This is a genomic window from Leuconostoc sp. LN180020 (assembly GCF_014844115.1).
In the GTDB taxonomy this organism is placed as follows: Bacteria; Bacillota; Bacilli; order Lactobacillales; family Lactobacillaceae; genus Leuconostoc; species Leuconostoc citreum.
On sequence record NZ_CP039736.1, the window covers coordinates 1,028,734 to 1,050,892 of the forward strand.

At 38.7% G+C, this 22,159-nt stretch carries 18 protein-coding genes; 17 read left to right on the forward strand and 1 reads right to left on the reverse strand.

Annotated elements, in window-relative coordinates; all coding sequences use genetic code 11:
• Position 1: 1 nt before the first annotated feature.
• The 15 genes from ftsY to FAZ25_RS05430 all read left to right on the forward strand — a co-directional run bounded on the left by ftsY (position 2) and on the right by FAZ25_RS05430 (position 18,542).
• Positions 2–1,198 carry a signal recognition particle-docking protein FtsY gene (ftsY, locus tag FAZ25_RS05365; protein WP_192269119.1) on the forward strand — a complete coding sequence of 399 codons (1,197 nt, stop codon included), beginning with the start codon at positions 2–4 and terminating at the stop codon, positions 1,196–1,198.
• Entirely contained in the window at positions 1,195–1,539 is a 345-nt protein-coding gene (ylxM, locus tag FAZ25_RS05370) for a YlxM family DNA-binding protein (protein ID WP_004909011.1), read from the forward strand. The genes ftsY and ylxM overlap by 4 nt, the downstream gene beginning before the upstream one ends.
• 70 nt (positions 1,540–1,609) lie before the next feature.
• Positions 1,610–3,085: a signal recognition particle protein gene (ffh, locus tag FAZ25_RS05375; RefSeq protein WP_004903790.1), complete on the forward strand. Its 1,476-nt coding sequence runs from the start codon at positions 1,610–1,612 to the stop codon at positions 3,083–3,085.
• Positions 3,085–3,264, forward strand: a complete 180-nt coding sequence (locus FAZ25_RS05380) for a hypothetical protein (protein WP_004904962.1) — start codon at positions 3,085–3,087, stop codon at positions 3,262–3,264. The genes ffh and FAZ25_RS05380 overlap by 1 nt, the downstream gene beginning before the upstream one ends.
• A 52-nt stretch (positions 3,265–3,316) precedes the next feature.
• On the forward strand, positions 3,317–4,120 hold the full coding sequence (locus FAZ25_RS05385) for a Cof-type HAD-IIB family hydrolase (protein WP_040177265.1): 804 nt from the start codon (positions 3,317–3,319) through the stop codon (positions 4,118–4,120).
• 79 nt (positions 4,121–4,199) lie between these two features.
• Positions 4,200–5,264 (forward strand): histidinol-phosphate transaminase, encoded by a 1,065-nt coding sequence (gene hisC / locus FAZ25_RS05390; protein ID WP_192269121.1) that lies wholly within the window; start codon positions 4,200–4,202, stop codon positions 5,262–5,264.
• A gap of 203 nt (positions 5,265–5,467) precedes the next feature.
• Positions 5,468–11,641 carry a glycoside hydrolase family 70 protein gene (locus tag FAZ25_RS05395; protein WP_192269123.1) on the forward strand — a complete coding sequence of 2,058 codons (6,174 nt, stop codon included), beginning with the start codon at positions 5,468–5,470 and terminating at the stop codon, positions 11,639–11,641.
• Positions 11,642–11,878: 237 nt separating this feature from the next.
• The gene (locus tag FAZ25_RS05400; RefSeq protein ID WP_192269126.1) at positions 11,879–12,580 is read left to right on the forward strand and encodes a Firmicu-CTERM sorting domain-containing protein; all 702 of its coding nucleotides are present in this window, start codon (positions 11,879–11,881) and stop codon (positions 12,578–12,580) included.
• On the forward strand, positions 12,573–13,157 hold the full coding sequence (xrtG, locus tag FAZ25_RS05405) for an exosortase family protein XrtG (protein WP_004902005.1): 585 nt from the start codon (positions 12,573–12,575) through the stop codon (positions 13,155–13,157). Before FAZ25_RS05400 ends, xrtG begins: the two co-directional genes overlap by 8 nt.
• A gap of 3 nt (positions 13,158–13,160) precedes the next feature.
• Entirely contained in the window at positions 13,161–14,501 is a 1,341-nt protein-coding gene (locus FAZ25_RS05410; RefSeq protein WP_192269128.1) for a TIGR03111 family XrtG-associated glycosyltransferase, read from the forward strand.
• Between the two features lie 2 nt (positions 14,502–14,503).
• Positions 14,504–14,881, forward strand: a complete 378-nt coding sequence (locus FAZ25_RS05415) for a 6-carboxytetrahydropterin synthase (protein WP_004901999.1) — start codon at positions 14,504–14,506, stop codon at positions 14,879–14,881.
• 14 nt (positions 14,882–14,895) lie between these two features.
• Positions 14,896–15,396, forward strand: coding sequence for a hypothetical protein (locus tag FAZ25_RS09630; protein ID WP_243236199.1), 501 nt, complete (start codon positions 14,896–14,898; stop codon positions 15,394–15,396).
• A gap of 39 nt (positions 15,397–15,435) precedes the next feature.
• The gene (locus tag FAZ25_RS05420) at positions 15,436–16,461 is read left to right on the forward strand and encodes a hypothetical protein (RefSeq protein WP_243236200.1); all 1,026 of its coding nucleotides are present in this window, start codon (positions 15,436–15,438) and stop codon (positions 16,459–16,461) included.
• Between the two features lie 246 nt (positions 16,462–16,707).
• Positions 16,708–17,991, forward strand: coding sequence for an adenylosuccinate synthase (locus FAZ25_RS05425; protein ID WP_085698676.1), 1,284 nt, complete (start codon positions 16,708–16,710; stop codon positions 17,989–17,991).
• Between the two features lie 29 nt (positions 17,992–18,020).
• Entirely contained in the window at positions 18,021–18,542 is a 522-nt protein-coding gene (locus FAZ25_RS05430) for a YiiX/YebB-like N1pC/P60 family cysteine hydrolase (RefSeq protein ID WP_004901994.1), read from the forward strand.
• A gap of 52 nt (positions 18,543–18,594) precedes the next feature.
• Here FAZ25_RS05430 and FAZ25_RS05435 read toward each other — a convergent pair whose 3' ends face one another.
• Entirely contained in the window at positions 18,595–20,658 is a 2,064-nt protein-coding gene (locus FAZ25_RS05435) for an ATP-dependent Clp protease ATP-binding subunit (protein WP_036058422.1), read from the reverse strand.
• Between the two features lie 162 nt (positions 20,659–20,820).
• On the opposite strand from FAZ25_RS05435, the gene FAZ25_RS05440 reads away from it, so the two are divergent.
• Entirely contained in the window at positions 20,821–20,994 is a 174-nt protein-coding gene (locus FAZ25_RS05440) for a hypothetical protein (protein WP_004901989.1), read from the forward strand.
• 90 nt (positions 20,995–21,084) lie between these two features.
• The gene (locus FAZ25_RS05445; RefSeq protein ID WP_004901987.1) at positions 21,085–22,092 is read left to right on the forward strand and encodes a rod shape-determining protein; all 1,008 of its coding nucleotides are present in this window, start codon (positions 21,085–21,087) and stop codon (positions 22,090–22,092) included.
• Positions 22,093–22,159: the final 67 nt, after the last annotated feature.

Below are 22,159 nucleotides of genomic sequence, written 5' to 3' on the forward strand. Positions count from 1 at the left end.
TATGGGACTATTTGATATTTTCCGTAAGAAAAAAACTGATAATCAAGAAGAGGAAAGCAATCAACAAGCTAGCCGTGTATCGTCAGAATCGCTCTCAGATCAAACATCGGATCAATTGTTAGAAGAGCAACATGATGTACAATCAGAACTTGACAAATCTGAGGCACCGGTAGTAAAATCGCCAGAAACAGAAACAGAAACAGAAACAGAAACAGAAACAGAAACAGAAACAGAAACAGAAACAGAAACAGAAACAGAAATTGAGTCAGAACAGCAGGTCTATAATAAGGGTCTGGAAAAAACGCGGACAGGCTTTGCCGCTCGTTTCAATAAGTTTTTAGCTAACTTCCGTTCAGTGGACGAAGATTTTTTTGAAGAGCTTGAAGAAACGTTAGTTGGTGCCGATGTAGGCTTTGATATGGCCATTAAAATTTCTGATGAATTACGTGAAGAGGTTAAATTAGAAAACGCTAAACGTAAAGAAGACGTACGTGATGTCATCATTAAGAAAATGGTTGATTTATATGAGGCTGACGGCGTTGATGAAGATGCAACAATGCACTTTAATGCGAACGGGACAACAGTTATTCTATTTGTCGGTGTCAATGGTGTGGGTAAAACCACAACTATCGGGAAGTTAGCTACAAAATATCGGCAACAAGGCAAATCGGTCTTGCTTGCTGCTGCAGACACATTCCGTGCGGGGGCAACAAAACAGCTACAAGAATGGGGCGAACGTGCTGGGGTACCGGTCGTTGCTGGAAAAGAAAAAGCAGATCCAGCTTCGGTAGTGTTTGAAGCTGTTGCCAAGGCACGGGATGAACATTATGACATTTTGTTTGTTGATACAGCTGGTCGTTTGCAGAACAATGTCAACTTGATGCAAGAGTTAGAAAAAATGAAACGCATTATACAACGTGAAATTCCGGATGCCCCACATGAGGTTTTGTTGGTCTTAGATGCCACAACAGGACAAAATGCGTTACAGCAAGCAAAGCTCTTCAAAGATTCATCAGATGTGACAGGTATCGTACTGACTAAGATGGACGGTACTGCTAAGGGTGGTATTGTGTTTGCTATTCGTAGCGAGATGCATTTGCCTGTAAAATGGATTGGCTTTGGTGAAAAAGCGAGTGATTTGCGCGTATTCAAACCGGAGGAATTTATTTATAGCTTGTTTAAGGACTTGATTGAATGAATTTTGAAGAAAAAAATCGCATAAATGGGTTATTTGGTTTCTATGGTGAATTACTCACAACGAAACAGCAGGATTATTTGCGTTATTATTTTGAAGATGATTACTCGATTGTTGAAATTGCAGAAGCAGAGCTTGTCAGTCGACAAGCCGTCTCTGATAATATTAAGCGTGGCATTGATCAGCTTGTAAAATATGAACATGTCCTACATTTACAACGGAATTTTGAAGCCAGATCGGCAATTGAAAAGCAAGTACAAGCCTATATTGATTTACATTATCGTGACGATGAAACGTTGAAACAATTGGTTTCACAATTATTGGCACATGAAATAGAAGATTGACTTGTGGCGTGATACGCTAATAAATCAGGAGGAAATACACAACTCTTTAACGAGTTGTATAGTAAATATTATGGCTTTTGAAAATTTAACTGAACGCCTGTCCAAGGCAATGAAAAACTTAACCGGTCGTGGTCGTGTTAGTGAAGAAGATTTACGTGCAACGATGCGCGAAATACGGTTGGCCTTATTGGAGGCCGATGTCAATTATGAAACTGTCAAAAAGTTCGTAGCTAATGTTCGTGAGAAAGCGAGTGGTGCGGATATTTTAGAGGGTTTGAACCCAGCGCAACAAGTAGTTAAAATTGTCAATGATGAGTTAACGGCAACGATGGGTGAGGAAGCTGTCCCACTCAACAAATCCCCTAAAATCCCAACAGTTATTATGATGGCTGGATTACAAGGTGCCGGAAAAACAACGACGGTAGCCAAGTTAGCCTACAAATTAAAAAACGAACAGCATGCGCGACCATTACTCATTGCGGCCGATGTTTATCGCCCTGCTGCCATTGATCAATTAGAAATTTTGGGGCGTGATTTAGGTATTCCTGTCTTCCAATTGGGAACAGACATTAACCCACGTGACATTGTTCGACAAGGCCTAGCTGAGGCCCATAAAAATAAAAATGATTATGTCTTTATTGATACGGCTGGTCGCTTGCAAATTGATGAAACCTTAATGCAAGAATTAAAAGATATTGCCGATATTGCGTCACCAGACGAAATTTTATTGACAGTAGATGCTATGACCGGACAAAATGCGGCAGAAACGGCTAAAGGTTTCTCTGCTGCTTTGGACTTAACTGGTGTTGTTTTGACCAAGTTAGATGGCGACACGCGCGGTGGTGCAGCATTATCCATACGTGATGTTACTGGCAAGCCAATCAAGTTTATTGGTCAGGGCGAAAAGCCAACAGATTTGGATGTTTTTTATCCTGACAGAATGGCGTCACGTATCTTAGGCATGGGTGATGTGCTGACGTTGATTGAAAAAGCACAACGTGATTTTGATGAAGAAGCACAAGCTAAACAGCTAGAAAAGATGCGACAAAATACATTTGATTTCAATGATTTTGTTGCGCAACTTAAACAAGTACAAAAAATGGGTCCGATGGAAGATTTGTTAAAGATGATTCCAGGAATGGCAAATAATCCAGCCTTAGCTAATGTGAATATTGATGCTAAACAATTTTCTCATCTTGAAGCCATTGTTAGTTCAATGACACCAGCCGAACGTGAAAATCCTGACTTAATTAATCCTTCTCGTCGTCGTCGTTTGGCTGCCGGTGCTGGCCGACCAATTGTGGAAGTTAATCGCATGATTAAGCAATTTGACCAAATGCGTAAGATGATGAATCAAGCCACCAATGGTAATTTTGGGGGCCTTGATAAAATGATGGGTGGCTCGGGTATGGATATGTCTGCCATGATGGGCGGCATGGGTGGCGGTATGCCAAAAGGCAACTTTGGTCAAAAGGTTCAAAATTTTGCCATTAAACAAGCAGCTCGACGCTTACAAAAAGCAAAAAAGAAGCGCGGTAAAAAGTGATGAATAAATTGGCAATTGTGCTACCAGTATTTGTATTTGTGGTGGTCTTGGGCTCGAATTTGCTAAACATGCCACACGTCTCAATTTTAACTATTTTATTATCAATTTTTTGGGCAGCTGTTGTAGCGTTAGTCATCTTTGGGCTAATTCGATTTTTATCATGGTGGATGTTACACTAATATGGGGGCTGATGTTGCAACGGTAGTGTACTGGATAGAATAAAGGAGAAATATGTCAGTCAAATTAATTGCTTCAGATCTTGATGCGACTTTTTTAAAAAGTGACAAGACCTTCAATGAACCACTTTTTCAACAAGTGCTCGATCAATTACATGCGCAAGGTGGCCAATTTATTGTGGCCACAGGAAATCATGTTCAAAAAGTGCACGACTATTTCAAAAATTTTAAAGGGCAATATCAGCTTATTGCTAATAACGGTGCAGAAGTGATTTTAGATGGCGAATTAAAGCACGTCTGGTCTGTACCTAATGAAGCGTTAGCTGTGATTGATAACTTAGCAGATAAGTTTACTGAAAGTTTGCAGTTGGGGGTATCATTCGTAGCCGCAAGACGTGCATATATGATTGTTAAACAACCTAATGATGAGTATCTATCTTGGGCACATACTTACTTTGAGAACTTGACCATTATTGAGTCTGTTGATGAAATTACTGAACCTATTTTAAAAATATCGCTGGTGCTGCCACAATTAGAATATGAGTTTATGCGTGAGGCAAAAACTGTGTTAGGCAACAAGGTGCATGTAACGACTTCTGGTTATGGGGCAATTGACATTGTGAACCCAGATGTTAATAAGGCGAATGCCTTATCTTATATCGCAGAAACACTAGAGATAGCACCAGAAGAGATTATGGCCTTTGGCGATGGTCTCAATGATTTGGAAATGTTGGAGTATGTGGGTCAACCTGTTGCAATGACCAATGCCGACGAAGAATTATTTAAACATGATTTTGCGATTAGTGTTGCTGATAATGATCATGATGGTGTATTGCGAACCATACTAGAAAAAATTTAACACGCTGATGCGTGTTTTTTTGTGGTTAAAATGTTATGATTGATTAGAAAAATAAGCATTTAATGAGAGTGGTGTTAATATGAAAGAAACAATCAAAAATATGGCAGCGTATGAAGCAGAATTACCTGTAGCAGAAGTGAAAGCAACTTATGGTGTCAGTCACGTGGCACGACTATCGGCTAACGAATCTCCATATGGCCCATCACCAAAGGTTGGTCCAGCAATCAGAGATGTATCAGATGATGTTTTAGGCTTTTATCCTGACGGACAAGCCACAGCACTAAGACAGGCAGTTGCCAAGCTAGAGCAAGTGAACCCAGACTCACTTGTTTTCGGGGCAGGGGCTGACGAATTAATTGAGTTGTTGACGCGAGTTATCTTAACGCCAAATGATAATGTTATTGTGCCTAATCCTACGTTTGGTGAGTATGCCATGCACGCTCAAATTGAACAAGCGAAAACTAAAAGTATTCCTGTGAATCAAGATACTGGGCATGTTGATTTTGATGCAATGTTTGATGCGGTTGACGAGCATACCACGATGGTGTGGTTAGCTAATCCAAATAACCCAACAGGTGTTTTTGAGACAAGATCAGATATTTTATCTTTCTTGCAGAAGTTACCACAATCAGTTGTTTTAGTTGTTGATGAAGCCTATTATGACTTCGTAGATCAAATAGATGCTACCGTTATACGAGACGTTAAGGATTATCCCAATCTAGTCGTTTTGCGTACCTTGTCGAAAGCTTATGGTCTGGCAAACCTGAGAATCGGCTATGGCGTCATGCAGGAACCACTTTATCAGGTTATGCAGGCCGTACGTTTACCATATAATTTAAATACCTATCAAATCACAGGTGCAGTAGCTGCCCTTAGTGATCAACTTTATCTGCAATCAGTTGTTGCTAAGGTGAAGTCTGAACGTGAAAAATTTGAACAATTTTTGACGAAACACCAGTTTAAGTATTATCAATCACAAACCAACTTTCTCTGGATTAAAGTTGGTGATGCGAAACGTGTTGGTGAGGCTCTTCTGTCAGAAGGGTATCAAATTAATGACCGCCTAAATGCCGAATGGATTCGCATTGCATTAGGAACTGTGTCTGATAATGAGGGGATGCAGCGCATTTTATTGAATTTTTAAAAAATAGCTAAGAGAATATGTTCTTCTCTTAGCTATTTTTATTTGTAATTCCTATTATTTAATTTTGCATGACAATATTAATAGCGTGTTACGATTCTACTATTTAATGTTAATAAAATTAATAAATATGGTATTATCTTATTGTGGTGATAGATGCACCAAATACTGTATCATGTTTGGTCACATGAAAGGGAGAGTAATTAATGAAACAACAAGAAACAGTTACCCGTAAAAAACTTTATAAATCCGGTAAGGTTTGGGTTGCAGCAGCTACTGCATTTGCGGTATTGGGGGTTTCAACTGTAACAACAGTCAATGCTGATACAAATCCGAATGTCGCTGTTAAGCAAATAAATAATACAGGAACCAATGATTCTGGCGAAAAAAAGGTACCGGTTCCATCAACTAATAATGATAGTTTGAAGCAAGGAACAGATGGTTTTTGGTATGATTCAGACGGCAATCGTGTCGATCAGAAGACCAATCAGATTCTGCTTACTGCGGAACAACTTAAAAAAAATAACGAAAAAAATTTATCAGTAATCAGTGATGATACATCAAAAAAAGATGATAAAAATATTTCTAAGCAGACCAAAATTGCTAATCAACAAACAGTAGATACTGCTAAAGGCCTGACTACCAGTAATTTATCTGAGCCCATCACTGGGGGTCACTATGAAAATCACAATGGCTACTTTGTTTATATAGATGCTTCAGGAAAACAAGTAACAGGTTTGCAAAATATTGATGGTAATTTACAATATTTTGATGACAATGGATATCAAGTCAAGGGATCCTTCCGAGATGTCAACGGCAAGCATATCTATTTTGATTCAGTAACAGGGAAAGCTAGTTCAAATGTTGATATTGTTAACGGTAAAGCTCAAGGATATGATGCGCAAGGCAACCAATTAAAGAAAAGTTATGTCGCCGATAGTTCTGGGCAAACTTACTATTTTGATGGTAATGGCCAACCGTTAATCGGCTTGCAAACAATTGATGGGAACCTACAATATTTTAACCAACAAGGGGTTCAAATAAAGGGTGGTTTCCAAGATGTTAACAATAAACGTATTTATTTTGCACCAAACACAGGTAATGCCGTTGCCAATACTGAAATAATTAACGGTAAATTACAGGGGCGTGACGCAAATGGTAACCAGGTAAAGAATGCATTTAGTACAGATGTTGCAGGAAATACATTTTATTTTGACGCAAACGGTGTGATGTTAACAGGGTTGCAAACTATTTCAGGAAAGACATATTATCTTGATGAACAAGGCCACCTGAGAAAAAATTACGCGGGAACATTCAATAATCAGTTTATGTACTTCGATGCTGATACAGGTGCGGGTAAAACAGCGATTGAATATCAATTTGATCAAGGATTGGTATCACAAAGTAATGAAAATACTCCTCACAATGCCGCAAAGTCTTATGATAAAAGTAGTTTTGAAAATGTTGATGGTTACTTAACAGCAGATACATGGTATCGTCCAACCGATATTTTAAAAAATGGAGATACTTGGACGGCATCTACCGAAACTGATATGCGTCCGCTTTTAATGACATGGTGGCCTGACAAACAAACACAAGCAAATTACTTGAATTTTATGTCTAGTAAAGGACTTGGTATAACGACCACTTATACAGCAGCTACGTCACAAAAAACACTAAATGACGCAGCCTTTGTTATTCAAACAGCAATTGAACAGCAAATATCTTTGAAAAAAAGTACTGAGTGGTTACGTGATGCAATTGATAGCTTTGTGACGACACAAGCTAATTGGAATAAACAGACAGAAGACGAAGCTTTTGATGGATTGCAGTGGCTTCAAGGGGGATTCCTAGCTTATCAAGATGATTCACATCGGACGCCGAATACTGATTCAGGAAATAACAGAAAACTAGGACGTCAACCAGTTAATATAGATGGTTCGAAAGATACAACTGATGGTAAAGGCTCTGAATTCTTATTAGCTAACGATATTGACAACTCAAATCCGATTGTTCAAGCTGAGCAGTTAAACTGGCTACACTATTTAATGAATTTTGGTAGTATTACAGGTAATAATGACAATGCGAATTTTGATGGCATTCGTGTAGATGCTGTTGATAATGTTGATGCCGATTTACTAAAAATAGCTGGCGATTATTTTAAAGCTCTATATGGTACAGATAAAAGTGACGCCAATGCCAATAAGCATTTGTCTATTTTAGAAGACTGGAATGGCAAAGATCCTCAGTATGTTAATCAACAGGGCAATGCGCAATTAACAATGGATTACACAGTTACTTCACAGTTTGGCAATTCTCTAACACATGGTGCCAACAACAGGAGTAACATGTGGTATTTCTTAGATACTGGCTATTATCTTAATGGAGATCTTAATAAGAAGATAGTAGATAAGAACCGTCAAAATTCTGGCACTTTAGTTAATAGAATTGCTAACGCAGGCGATACACAAGTTATTCCAAACTACAGTTTTATTAGAGCGCATGATTACGATGCTCAAGATCCAATTAGAAGAGCCATGATTGATCATGGTATTATTAAAAACATGCAGGATACCTTCACTTTTGACCGACTGGCTCAGGGAATGGAATTCTACTATCAAGATCAAAATAATCCGTCTGGTTTCAAAAAGTATAACGATTATAACTTACCTAGTGCCTATGCAATGTTGCTGACGAATAAGGATACTATTCCGCGTGTCTATTATGGAGATATGTATTACGAGGGTGGGCAATATATGCAAAATGAGACGATTTATAATCGTGTTATTTCAGCGTTGCTCAAAGCTAGAATAAAATATGTTTCTGGTGGGCAAACAATGGCTACCGATAGTTCTGGAAAAGACCTTAAAGATGGCGAAACTGATTTGTTAACAAGTGTTCGATTTGGTAAAGGAATTATGACATCAGATCAAACCACAACACAAGACAATAGCCAAGATTATAAAAATCAAGGCATCGGTGTCATTGTTGGTAATAACCCTGACCTTAAGTTGAACAATGATAAGACCATTACCTTGCATATGGGAAAGGCGCATAAGAATCAACTTTACCGTGCCTTAGCATTATCAAATGACTCAGGGATTGATGTTTATAATAGTGATGATGAAGCACCAACTTTGAGAACAAATGACAATGGTGACTTGATTTTCCATAAGACAAATACGTTTGTGAAGCAAGATGGAACTATTATAAATTACGAGATGAAGGGATCATTAAATGCTTTAATTTCGGGTTATTTAGGTGTCTGGGTGCCAGTTGGAGCTAGTGATTCACAAGATGCTCGTACAGTGGCAACTGAAGCATCATCAAGTAACGATGGTTCTGTATTTCATTCAAATGCTGCATTAGATTCTAATGTTATATATGAAGGTTTTTCAAACTTTCAAGCGATGCCGACTTCTCCTGAGCAAAGTACAAATGTTGTTATTGCAGCAAATGCTGAAATGTTTAAGAAATTAGGTATTACTAGTTTTGAGTTAGCACCTCAATATAGGTCTAGTGGTGACACTAATTACGGTGGCATGTCATTCTTAGATTCTTTCTTAAATAATGGTTATGCATTTACGGATAGATATGATTTAGGCTTTAACAAGGCAGACGGGACCCCTAACCCAACAAAGTATGGAACGGATCAGGATTTACGTAATGCAATAGAGGCATTACATAAAAACGGCATGCAGGCTATAGCTGATTGGGTTCCCGACCAAATATATGCTTTACCAGGAAAGGAAGTTGTTACTGCTACTAGAGTAGACGAACGGGGAAATCAACTAAAAGACACGGATTTTGTCAACTTACTCTATGTTGCTAATACTAAAAGTAGTGGTGTGGATTATCAGTCAAAGTATGGTGGCGAATTTTTAGATAAACTAAAAGAAGAGTATTCATCATTATTTAAACAGAACCAAGTATCGACAGGTCAGCCAATTGATGCTTCTACAAAAATTAAGCAATGGTCAGCTAAATATATGAACGGGACCAATATTTTACATCGGGGCGCTTATTATGTTTTGAAAGACTGGGCTACCAATCAGTATTTTAACATTGCAAAAACTGATGAAGTATTTTTGCCACTACAGTTACAGAATAAGGATTCTCAAACTGGTTTCATTAGTGATGCCTCTGGTGTGAAATACTACTCAATTAGCGGTTACCAAGCAAAAGATACTTTTATTGAAGATGGTAATGGTAATTGGTATTACTTTGATAAAGATGGTTACATGGCGCGTTCGCAGCAAGGCGAAAATCCTATAAGAACAGTCGAAACTAGTGTCAACACACGAAACGGTAATTATTACTTTATGCCAAATGGTGTCGAGTTGCGCAAAGGCTTTGGAACAGATAATAGTGGTAATGTCTATTATTTTGATGATCAAGGTAAGATGGTGAGAGATAAATACATTAACGATGATGCTAATAATTTTTATCACTTAAATGTTGATGGGACTATGTCTCGCGGACTATTTAAATTTGATTCTGATACTTTACAGTATTTTGCTAGTAATGGTGTCCAAATAAAAGATAGTTATGCGAAGGATAGTAAAGGCAATAAATATTATTTTGACTCAGCTACAGGAAATAACGATACTGTGAAAGCCCAAGCTTGGGATGGTAATGGCTACTATATTACTATTGATTCTGATGCGAACAATACAATTGGGGTTAACACAGACTACACTGCCTACATCACTAGCTCGCTGCGCGAAGATGGCTTATTTGCTAACGCACCTTACGGTGTTGTAACAAAAGACCAAAATGGTAACGATCTTAAGTGGCAGTATATTAACCATACGAAACAGTACGAAGGGCAACAAGTGCAAGTCACGCGTCAATACACTGACAGTAAGGGTGTGAGTTGGAACTTAATTACCTTTGCTGCTGGTGATTTACAAGGACAAAAGCTTTGGGTGGATAGTCGTGCGTTAACTATGACACCATTTAAAACGATGAACCAAATAAGCTTCATTAGTTATGCTAACCGCAATGATGGGTTGTTCTTGAATGCGCCATACCAAGTCAAGGGGTATCAATTAGCTGGGATGTCCAATCAATACAAGGGCCAACAAGTGACCATTGGCGGGGTGGCGAACGTTTCTGGTAAAGACTGGAGTCTGATTAGTTTTAATGGGACACAGTACTGGATTGATAGTCAGGCATTGAATACCAATTTCACACATGACATGAATCAAAAAGTCTTTGTCAATACAACTAGTAATCTTGATGGGTTATTCTTAAATGCGCCATACCGTCAACCAGGTTATAAGTTAGCCGGTTTGGCTAAAAATTACAACAACCAAACGGTTACCGTTAGTCAACAGTACTTTGATGATCAAGGCACGGTCTGGAGTGAGGTTGTTCTTGGGGGTCAGACGGTCTGGGTTGATAACCATGCATTGGCACAGATGCAAGTCAGTGATACAAGCCAACAGCTCTATGTGAATAGCAATGGTCGGAATGACGGGTTATTCTTGAATGCGCCATATCGTGGTCAAGGGTCACAACTGATAGGCATGACGGCAGATTACAATGGGCAACATGTACAAGTGACCAAGCAAGGGCAAGATGCCTACGGTGCACAATGGCGTCTTATTACGCTAAATAATCAACAGGTCTGGGTTGATAGTCGCGCTTTGAGCACAACAATCATGCAAGCCATGAATGATGATATGTATGTGAATAGCAACCAACGGACAGATGGTTTGTGGTTAAACGCACCTTATACGATGAGTGGGGCTAAATGGGCTGGTGATACGCGTTCGGCTAATGGGCGCTATGTCCATATTTCAAAAGCTTATTCAAACGAAGTCGGCAACACATACTACTTGACGAATTTGAATGGTCAAAGCACATGGATTGACAAGCGGGCGTTTACTGCGACCTTTGATCAGGTGGTGGCATTAAATGCAACGATTGTGGCACGCCAACGACCAGATGGGATGTTTAAGACAGCACCATATGGTGAAGCGGGGGCGCAGTTTGTCGATTATGTGACAAACTATAACCAGCAAACCGTGCCAGTAACAAAGCAACATTCAGATGCTCAGGGTAATCAATGGTACTTAGCGACAGTGAATGGGACACAATACTGGATTGATCAACGGTCATTTTCACCAGTAGTAACGAAGGTGGTTGATTATCAAGCTAAGATTGTGCCACGGACAACACGTGATGGTGTGTTTAGTGGCGCACCCTATGGGGAAGTGAATGCTAAGCTAGTTAACATGGCAACTGCGTATCAAAATCAAGTTGTCCATGCGACAGGAGAATATACGAATGCTTCAGGGATCACATGGAGTCAGTTCGCGTTAAGCGGACAAGAAGACAAGCTATGGATTGATAAGCGTGCTTTGCAAGCTTAAGGGAAGGATTCAACAAAGGAGGGTAACATTATCAGCGGATGTTGTTATCCTCCTTTCCTGTACTCAGTATTTCCCGAATAATTGAGACAGTTTCATGACAAATCAACAAAACTAGTGTCAATGCCTCGGTTATGGGGTAAACTACTATTAGTTAACGGGTTGTTGCATAATAATATCACATTCAATATATTATGTATTTTTATCTGATTATGTGATTTTTTGAGATTTGGAGCGAAAATGAATAAAGTAATAATTAATAAAAGCTTCTGTGTTTTGGTAATGAGTTTGTTGTCGATATTTCTATTCTCATTAAAAGTAGACGCTCGTTCCAATAGTGGCTACAATCAAATATCTTTTAATCAACATGAAATTGCTTATGCGCCTTTTAGTCAAGTACCTTGGTATGCAACTGTGAATGTCGGCATGTCTGCAGACAAAAATAACATCTATACAGCTATTGATATGGGGCCATGGTATCAAGGAACTTCTTTTTTTCCGTGGTGGTGTCAACATGATAAACATGATAATTATGATTATCATGTTGGTTATCAACTTGCGATTGACAATCAATCGCTTTTCATAGAAATGGTTGATACAGGAAGGTCGTCGTTTGATGTTATTGAGTTGTATACAGGTAAAAAAGTTGGTTATGGAAAATTCACAGCCTATAACTATAACAAGACTTCATGGCAGTTTCAAATATCTTTAAAGGCGATAAAGAAAATTTTAAATAATAACATATCAGAAAATGCGACAATTAGTTTGTACAATGGTTATCTATTCAAACAAGCCGAAAGTATCACGTATGCTGGTTCACCAACAGGGCCATGGTTACTTGCCGGTATTGGTTTGGTATTTGCTGGTGGTGGCTATTACCTACAAAATCAGCGCCGAAAAAAGATTACGGCATCAGCAACAAACGAGGTAATTCATGCTTAATAATGCGGTTATTATTGGTCTAATTATTATTTGGGTCTATGTATTATCTGTTCTGAAGCGTGCTAAAACGGATGCTTTTTATTTTTTGGCTGGCAGCGCAGGCTTGTTCGTTATTCTTCTTTTATGGAGTAAACCTTATGGTGTCTGGTTGTTTTCGACCATTCTCACTTGGTCGGCCGGAGTTGTTGGTCATCTTACTGGCTTATTTGATACTTTCTATGCGTCACATGTTATTCAGGTGGTGGCGAATCATCATACCAGCATTTTATTGGTTGATTATGAATGTTCAGGCATTATTGAAACAACGGCATTTTGGGGATTAATTGCCTTTTATCCTGTGTATGATGCACAAAAGCGGTTAATGTTGGCGCTTATTGGGGCATTATGGTTTTTCCTTGCAAATACGTTACGACTATCTTTTGTTGCAATTGTAATTTATTATTTTGGCGATGGGGCTTTTTATGTTGCTCATTCGATTATCGGACGCCTGTTGTTCTATTCAATTGCAATCTTACTTTATTATCTAGTCTTCACAAAGGGGCAACTTGTTAATCAAATGCTCAAAAAACAGGGATAAACTATGTCATTTTATTTACATCAATTTACTTATCAGTTAGGTTTTTGGTTCACTTGGTTGCTCATTCCGATTGTTGTGGAAATTTTCCCAGCTATTTATTTCAATCTAGTTTTGATAAAAACATCAAAAAACCATCAAGTGATGCAAGAACCATTGAAATTACCAATGGTATCTATTGTATTACCTATATATAATTCAGGACAAACATTATACCAGTGTATTCAGTCGATTAGTCAATCAACCTATCCAAAACAATTAATCCAAATTATTGCCGTGAATAATCAAAGCACTGATAACAGTTTTACGGTGTTTAATCAGGCTCAAGCTGATTTCCCAGTACTTAGAATGCAGTGGATGAACACAGATCAAGGTAAAGCGCGTGCACTAAATGCTGCTATTTATAATAGTATGGGGCAATATATTATTAATTTGGATACTGATGGTTGGTTAGAACCCAATGCCTTAAAACGGTTTGTGCTTTATTTTGAAAATCACTCAGAAATTGATGCAGCAACTGGTACGATTCTGACACAAAAAAAAATGATTCAAAAAACGCAAAGTAAATGGCTTAAATTGCTACAGTTAAACGAATATTTTGAGTATGCACAATCATTCTTATCGGGCCGTAGTATTGAAAACCGTGGTAATCGTTTGTTCACAATGTCAGGTGCATTTTCAGCGTTTAGACGAGATGTATTAGTTCAGACATTTATGTATAATGTTGACACGGTTGGTGAAGATACTGATATGACATTTCAACTGCGATTCCGCCTAGGCAAGCGTATAGGTTTCTGTGATGATTCCATGTTTTATGTTGAACCAATATCAGGTTATAGTGAACTTTATTTACAACGGCAGCGTTGGCAGCGTGGGCAAATTGAAGTCGCACAAAATTTCATGCAGAATAAGTTGAGTGTCCGTCAGATTTTTACTAACTTTATGATTAGTCGATTAATGATTGATCACACGTTTATATTTCCACGCTTGGTTTGGATTACTGGGCTTGCGATGTTATTATTTTTCGGTTACTCACCTGTCGTTGTGTCTATGTCAGTTGTGATGATGTACGTGTTATATGTTGCTTATGGGTTGATGAACTATACTAGTTCATATATGCTTTTGAAAGCGTTTCCCACTGAACGCGCTTACTTTAAAAATAAATGGTGGGTAGCATTCACTATGCCACTTTATAATGGCATTAATACGTTAATTCGTTTTATTGGAATTATTAATACAATGACTAGAAATGCGGCTTGGCAGACAAAAACTTTTAAATCTGAAACACGTGATATTAAAAACATTCTGATGGCTGATTGGTCGCAGTTATGGAAGGATAAAAAATAGTTATGAGTAACAAGGTTTTAACATATAGGTTACGAACTTTTATTAATGCCACGCATGCAGTACGTTGGCAAGGAGTACAAGGTGTAGCACATCCTCACACGTGGGAATTGATTTTGGATATCCAACCGATGACTTATCCACAACCAATGAAGTTTGAAGATATTGAGACAGTGATTAATGATAGCATTGCAGTTTTTTCAGGTGAATTTCTAAACACTGTCGCACCATTTGATGACATTAATCCAACGCTTGAAAATTTTGCCGAAGTGCTATTTGATATTTTAACTACAGCTTTACTCAAAATATCATGTCAATTGCTGGATTTGTCTGTCGGTGAATCGCCAACACGATTTATTAATATTGCTTTGGCGCAAGATTGAAGAGGTGGGTGGTGATGCGGACTAAATTACAACGGTGTGCTTATAATATACAAAAATGCCTAGATAGCATATATCTATTGTTTATTTTTATAACGTTATATTTTGCGGTGACTTCGACTAATTTGAATTTAAGAAGTAATTCAGGTGATGAATTTATTGGTATTGGCACGACTTGGGTATCCATCGTTTTTTTGTTGATAATCATTGCAATTGTATTGGCTTTTGCTGTTAATCAGACGTTTAGAACACTTTGGCGACGAGTATTTATACAGCATGGCGTGCTAGTAGCCACTATCATGGTCGTTTTAGCATTACTTTGGCAATTAATTGTCATTCTACAGACACATCCAGCCATTGGCTTTGATCCCGGTGCCATTCATGAAGCATTGACGCAAACGAGTTCAGCTAATATAAGATCTTATTATAGCTACAACACGAACAATTTATCATTATTATTGATTCAACATGAAATTGCAAAAGTAATGCATAATACCTCTTGGTTAATGTTTGACTGAGTCAACTGGTTATTGTTAATTGGGACTGTCCACGTTAATATGACGACAGTCTGGTTCGTTGATAAACGTAAATTAGCGATTGGCTTGTATACACATGCTGTTTGGTTAATGCTTTTTCCAATGGTGTTAGTACCTTATTCCGACATTTATGTTTTACCGTTTGTAGCGCTTTTGATACTGTGTTATGTAATCATATCAACAACAAAATGGCATATAGTGTTAAAGGTGGGCATCAGCATTATAGCTGGTTTGACCTTGTCTGGCATTTACTTTCTCAAACCCTCAGCAATGATTCCTATTATTGCTATATTTGTTGTAGAATTTTTACACATTTTGATAACTAGAGATAATAATCAAAAAATAATGTTGATGAAAATTTTAGTGGTGACTGTATTTTTGCTGACAGCAGGATTCAGTTATCAGTTAGGCAACAAGGTATTACAAAACCAAACTTATATGGTGATTCAGAAAAATCGTACCTTACCACCAATTCATTTTATTAGTATGGGTGTGAGTGGCGATGGCGGTTATAATGCACAAGATGTCTTAGCAATGGCTAAACAACCTTCACAGGCTGCTATGTCACGCTATTCAAAAGACAAGTTAGTTGAAAGGTTACAACAGAAAGGGTTCATTGGCTATCTCATCTTTTTAATTCACAAACAAGATAAAAATACATCAGATGGTACATTTGCTTGGCTGAAAGAGGGACGCTTTATCATCGATAAACCAGCAAAAAATGGTGTAAAAAGTGTGATACAAAATATTATTTATCCAAGTGGACATTATCTTTCTGACTTTCATTTTATTGCGCAATTCTGGTGGGTTATGTGTATCGGAATTATTAGTCTGGGATGGCGGCAAAAAGACCGACTGACAGCTGTGTTACGGCTAGCTATTGTTGGGGGCTTTTTGTACCTGTTGATTTTTGAGGGCGGCCGCTCGCGATACATTATTCAGTTTTTACCGATATTTTTATTATTAACAGTGTTTGTTTGGCCACAAACAGTTGCACTAATTCAAGAGAAATTATCATGGCTTAATGTCAATAAAAAAAACATGTGATACTTTTTTAGAAACAACATTTTTTATTTATTTTTCTATATCTTATCTCTCTTTTGTATGGTAAAATGTTTAGGTAAAAGGCGTTTATTGTTTTATTGTTCGTGTTTTACTAAAAAATAAAACGTGCCGTTACAGAGGGACACTCACGGATGGGCGCAAACAGGTGTTATCACGTTTGACTGACAACACTTTCTCCGACAAACCTATCCCGTCTGAAAGCAGCTGTGGCCGTACTAGGAGAAAAATATGTCTGGTGTAATTGTTGTTGGTTCGCAATGGGGCGATGAAGGTAAAGGTAAGATAGTAGACTTTTTTGCAGAGCATGCAGATGCAGTTGTGCGCTATCAAGGTGGCAATAATGCCGGTCATACTATCTGGCATGGCAATACAAAATTTGAGTTGTCAGCTTTACCTTCAGGAATCCTAACAGAAGGCCAATTAGCAGTTATTGGTAATGGTGTTGTGGTAAACCCTGAGGCCTTGCTTGCAGAAATTGCGGAAGTACAGTCTCAAGGTATTGCAATTGATAATTTGCGAATTTCAAATCGTGCGCATGTTATCATGCCTTATCACATTGCGCTTGATAAAGCTGCAGAATCATCAACAAATAATCGTATTGGTACAACTAAAAAAGGAATTGGTCCGGCTTATACAGATAAAATTTCACGTGTTGGTATTCGTGTGGCAGACTTAGTTGATCCTGATGTATTTGCTAAGTTGCTAAAAGAATACTTACCGTTTAAAAATGCACAATTGACCAAATTGTACAATGAAGAAGCACTGAACTACGATGACATTTATGAAACTTATGTTGAATATGGTCGTCAATTGGCACCATATGTGACTGATACTTCCTATTTGCTTGGTCAGATGATGGCCAACAAAAAGCGTGTCGTTTTTGAGGGTGCCCAAGGTATTATGCTTGATGTTGATCATGGCACTTATCCTTATGTTACTAGTTCAAATCCTACTGCTGGTGGGGTTATGAATGGTGCTGGCGTGGGACCAAAACAAATTCAAGACGTGGTTGGGGTCATCAAAGCTTATACGTCACGTGTTGGGGAAGGCCCTTTCCCAACGGAATTACATGACGACATTGCTGATCATATTCGTGAAGTTGGTCATGAATATGGGGTGGTTACTAAGCGACCACGTAGAATTGGTTGGTTAGATGCTGTTGCGTTGCGACATGCGGTACAAGTATCTGGCTTGACAAAGTTAGCAATTAACTCACTTGATGTTTTGACCGGATTAAAAACGCTTAAAATCGCTACATCATACACCTATAAAGACGAAGAAATTCATCATTTTCCAGCATCAGACACATGGTTTGAAGGCTTAGATGTTAACTTTGAGACACTACCTGGATGGGATGAGGATATTACTGGTGTGCAATCATTTGATGAATTACCAGCTAATGCGCAAAACTATTTAAAGCGTATTTCTGATTTATTGTCGGTCGACTTGTTAAGCTTTGCTGTGGGACCAAAGCCTGAGGAAACCCATTTACTCAGTGACGTTTGGCAATAATGTCTTATAACTTAGAAGGTGAGTAAGCAATGGTAACATTACAAGCAGCAGATTTGTTATTCGTACGAAATCAACATGATGGCATGGATGATGCTATTGCAGCCGCAACTGGCGATTATGTTCATGTTGGTATTGTGGTTGATGAGACACATGTTATTCATGCTAGTCCAAAATATGGTGTGGCAACGCAAACACTGGCACAATTTTTGTCGGATTCACCACATCCTGATCTTTATCGACCAGAAATTCAAAAACATCAAGCTGAGAATGTGATTGCGCAAGCCAAGACATACGAAGGTTTATCTTATAATAAAACTTTTTATCCAGATGGTGACGGTATTTATTGTTCACAGTTAGTAGAATTAGCCTTTCAGGGTATGATTACATTTCCGACACAACCGTTACATTTTAATGATGATAAACAAGAAGTGTCAGATTATTGGCAGCATTATTATGACAAGCTAAATGTTGCTGTGCCAATTAACCAGCCTGGCTCAAACCCAGAAGCCATGGCAAAAGATAAAAATTTAAAATTTATTGACAAATTGTAAAAAACACGATTCCGCAACGACTAATCATGAGTCGCTAAGAATCGTGTTTTTCTTATGCTTTAACAGGAGATGCTTGATTTTCAGTGATAACAATATGATTGGCATCATCTAAATCAGCAAGTAATACGGTACTTGCTGGATGTGCCAAGTAGTAATCTGCCAGTTGATCTGCAATCTTATCTTGCAAGACACGCCGCAGAGGTCTTGCCCCTAGTGCAGGATTATAACCAAGTTCAGCTAACTTAGCTTTTGCTGAATCGCTAACAATGACATTCAGATTATTATCAGCTAAATTAGCGTTCATATCAGCTAGGAGTAAATCAACAATAGTTAGTAAATGCTTTTGAGTGAGTGTTTGGAATTCAATAATATCATCAAAACGATTCAAAAATTCAGGACGGAAATAATTTTCTAGGCGTTGCAAAAGTCTGCTTTGCGCATCAACTTGATTGAAGCCCATTGGTGTATTACCAGTATCTGTTGAACCGGCATTAGAAGTCATAATAACAATAGTATCTTTGAAACTAACAACATGTCCTTGAGCATCCGTTAAGCGACCATCATCTAAAATCTGCAAGAACATATTCATGACATCAGGATGGGCTTTTTCAGCTTCATCAATTAAAACTAATGAATAAGGGTGACGGCGAACTTGCTCTGTTAATTGACCGGCTTCTTCATACCCAACATAACCAGCAGGAGCGCCAATGAGCTTAGATACGGCATGCTTTTCCATATATTCTGACATATCAAATCGAATTAAAGCGTCTTTGCTACCAAACATCTCTTGCGCTAACTGCTTGGCGAGCTCAGTCTTACCAACACCCGTTGGACCAACAAAGAGGAAAGAACCAATAGGACGACCAGATTTTGTTAAACCAATTCGGTTACGACGAATGGCTTTAGCAACCGTTGCCACTGCATCATCTTGTCCAATAATGTGCGTTGATAGATTTTGATCAAGTGTCTGTAGTTGATTAGCTTCGTTTTCTTTTAGGGCACCTACAGGAATATCGGTCTTATCTTCAATGATTTGTAAAATATCTTTTTCTGTAATTGCTTGAGGTTTAAACATTTCAGGGTGCGCCTCAACTTGCGCTTTCTGTGATGTTAGCTGGTTGGCTTGATCGCGCCAGTAGCTTGCTTTTTCAAAATCCTCTTTATCAATGGCTTCTTGCTTTAGGCTCTCAGCGTGATCAATTTTTGCCTGGATTGTTTTAGGGTCAGCGATTTTCATTGACAGGTTCTTACGTGAACCAGCTTCATCAATGAGATCAATGGCTTTATCAGGTAAAAAGCGTTCTGTGATATAACGATCTGAGAGCTCGACGGCAGCTGTTATTGCTTCGTCAGTAAACGCAACGTGATGATAATCTTCATATCGCTTTTGGATACCTTTTAAGATTGTAATTGTGGCTGACTTACTTGGTTCGTTAACCTGTACAGGTTGAAAACGACGCGCAATGGCACCGTCTTTTTCGATTTTACGGTACTCGTTTAAGGTTGTGGCACCAATGAGTTGAAATTCCCCTCGGGCCAGAGCTGGCTTTAATATATTGCCAGCATCCATACCGCCTTCAGCGTTACCAGCCCCCATGATTTCATGTATTTCGTCGATGAATAAAATGACATCATCATTACTTGCCACTTCCTTCATTAGTTGACGCATACGTCCTTCAAATTGTCCTCGCATGGCTGTACCTTGTACCATGGCGGACATATCTAGACGAATCACTTCTTTGGAACGCAATTTTTCAGGGACTTTGTTAGCAACAATGGCTTGGGCCAAGCCTTCAACAACGGCCGTTTTACCAACACCTGCTTCACCGATTAAAACAGGATTGTTTTTTGTGCGTCGGTTTAAAATTTCAATTGTTCGGGAAATTTCTTGATCACGCCCGATAACAGGATCAAGCTTACCTTCACGGGCTTGCTGCGTTAGATTTATACCGTATTCTTCGAGTAAAGTAGGGCGTTTATTTTGTTTGTTTTTTTTATCTTGTGTTGTGTTTGACGTTGACTGGTTGGCTGAACTTGTTTGCATTTGTTCATTCATAGCCCGCATCATCTCATCAAAATTGATGTTACCAAATCCAAATGGGTCTTGTGATGCCATAATATCACCGTGTGTGATCCTGAAAAAACGTGATGCACACATTTTCCTTTCTTAATTATGTCTCAAGTATAGCACCTAAAGATTAAATTGCAATTAAAATTAGCACTCTTTTTTTTAGAGTGCTAAAAAGAAAATGTTGTATAATAATTGTGAGGTAAAATTATGGATTATGAACAACAATTAAATGATTTGAGAGATGGTAAAATTGATGAATTAGCCATTACGCCAGAAACCTTTCCCGCCTTTCAAAAAGTTTGGCGTGATTTTCCGTCTCAAAATAAAATACGAGGCGTTGCAAGTAAGCAGGGTCATGTTAAATATATTCGCGTAAATTAGTCGGCAATATCGTCGATTTTTATGCTACAATACTATAAGTTAAGCATTTTTAAGATATGCATATTTTAAAAAGTAAAAAGGGGCAGCGTCGTGGCATTTTCATTTGGACAACGAAACGTCGGTATCGATCTTGGTACTGCCAACACATACGTATATATTGAAGGGCGAGGCATTGTACTACGAGAACCTTCAGTGGTTGCACGTAATACGCAAACCAATGAGGTTGTAGCTGTCGGCTCTGAAGCAAAAGACATGCTCGGCCGTACACCAGCTAGTATCGCAGCTATTAGGCCAATGCGTGATGGTGTTATTGCAGACTATGATACAACTGTTGCAATGATTCGGTACTATCTTCAAAAGGCACTTGGTGGACGTATCGGTAAACCATACGTTACAGTTGGCGTACCTTCAGGTGTGACAGCTGTTGAACGTCGCGCCGTGATTGATGCCGCCCGTGTGGCCGGCGCACGCGACGCCTATGTTATTGAAGAACCATTTGCCGCTGCTGTTGGTGCAGGTTTGCCTGTAATGGATCCTACTGGTTCAATGGTGGTGGATATGGGTGGCGGTACTACTGATGTCGCTACTATTTCTTTGGGTGGTATTGTGTCGAGTCGTTCGATTCGTATTGCCGGAGATAAATTAGACGAATCAATTGCCAATTTTGTACGGAATAAGTACAATGTAACAATTGGCGAGCCAACCGCTGAACGCCTTAAGATAGAAATTGGCGCTGCGTCACTGGCGCTTGCACGCACATTACCAGATGCTTCCGTGCGTGGTCGAGATTTGTTAACTGGTTTACCTAAGACAATTGATGTGACTGCTGAAGATGTTGCTATGGCGATTCAAGAGCCTGTCAGAGAGATTGTTATCGCTATTCGCGAAACCTTGGAATCCACGCAACCTGAATTGGCAGCTGATGTCATTGATCATGGTATGGTGTTAACAGGTGGCGGCGCTATGTTGCGTGATATGGATAAAATTATTCAAGAAGCAACGAAGGTACCAGTTTTGATTGCAAACGAACCATTAGATGCAGTAGCTATTGGCACAGGCGAAGCCTTGAAGTCAATCGACGTTATGCGTCAAAATTAATCATTTATTAAGATAAAGAATTAACATTAGCGTGGCGGCTGGCGCTACGCTTTTATTTTTGAAAAAG